Genomic DNA, 1,034 nt, shown 5'->3' on the forward strand with positions numbered 1-1,034 from the left:
GCCCTACGTGGACTTTCACCACAGACTGACGGCATGCCCGTCATACATAAAAAAGCGATCGGAGTTTTTCTTTTCCAATCGCTGATACTCTTGCTATTTAGTTTTCCTTAGTGGGACTTCTTATCCTTACCATCTTTCCTCCTGATTTTGAGTAATAAAAAAGCAGCAAATCTATGTTCGTTAGACTTACTGCACTCTTGTAATAACCGTTTCTCTATTTAATTTTGCTTTCCCTTTTCGCTTGATATATTCCTCAATATCAAAGGCATTTTTCTTATTAAAATCTTCAAGTAACTTGTAATTCTTATGCTTTGTAATATCGAATTTGTCTGACAAAAACGGTCTGACACCTCTAAGCTGAAAGATACATTTACTGCCATCCATAACCGTTATCTCATCTTGACTCATCAGTTCCTTACCTGTCTTTTGATAATTCAATCCATAACTATTGGCATTGGAGCGTGTTTCCGATGTGTTATACAGGTCTATGGTTTCTTTTCCCAATGTTTCAGATAGCTCTTTTAGAGTTGTTTTCTCCTTTCCACCCAAGAATAGCGTACTATCACAGTTACCTACAATCGTATCTGCATTGTCCTTGTAGATTGCCTTTAGCTGAGATTGTGCCTGCAAGATAATACTTGCTGAAATTTCTCTTGAACGGATTGTCGCTATTAACTTCTCAAACTTCGGAATTAAGCCGATATTGGCAAATTCGTCAAGCAAGCACCTTACATGAACAGGTAATCTTCCCCCGTACTCGTCATCTGCCTTATCGCAAAGTAAGTTAAATAGCTGTGAGTACATGATAGACACCACAAAGTTAAAAGTATCATCTGTATCAGAGATAATAACAAAGAGTGCTGTCTTTCTATCTCCAAGTGTATCAAGCTCAAGTTCATCTTCTTTCATCAAGTCCCTAAGCTCTTGAATATCAAAAGGAGCAAGCCTTGCACCACATGAAATAAGAATAGACTTTGCTGTTTTTCCTGTAACAACTTGTCAAGGACTTTCTAATCATTTTTATCGACTTTTTG

1 pseudogene is annotated in these 1,034 nt (G+C 37.3%); it reads right to left on the minus strand.

The window, feature by feature from the left end:
- Positions 1-186 precede the first annotated feature (186 nt).
- A pseudogene (locus tag HMPREF1639_RS02735) lies at positions 187-999 on the minus strand (VirD4-like conjugal transfer protein, CD1115 family); the annotation flags it as partial.
- Positions 1,000-1,034: the final 35 nt, after the last annotated feature.

Source organism: Peptostreptococcus sp. MV1 (assembly GCF_000758885.1).
Lineage (GTDB): Bacteria > Bacillota > Clostridia > Peptostreptococcales > Peptostreptococcaceae > Peptostreptococcus.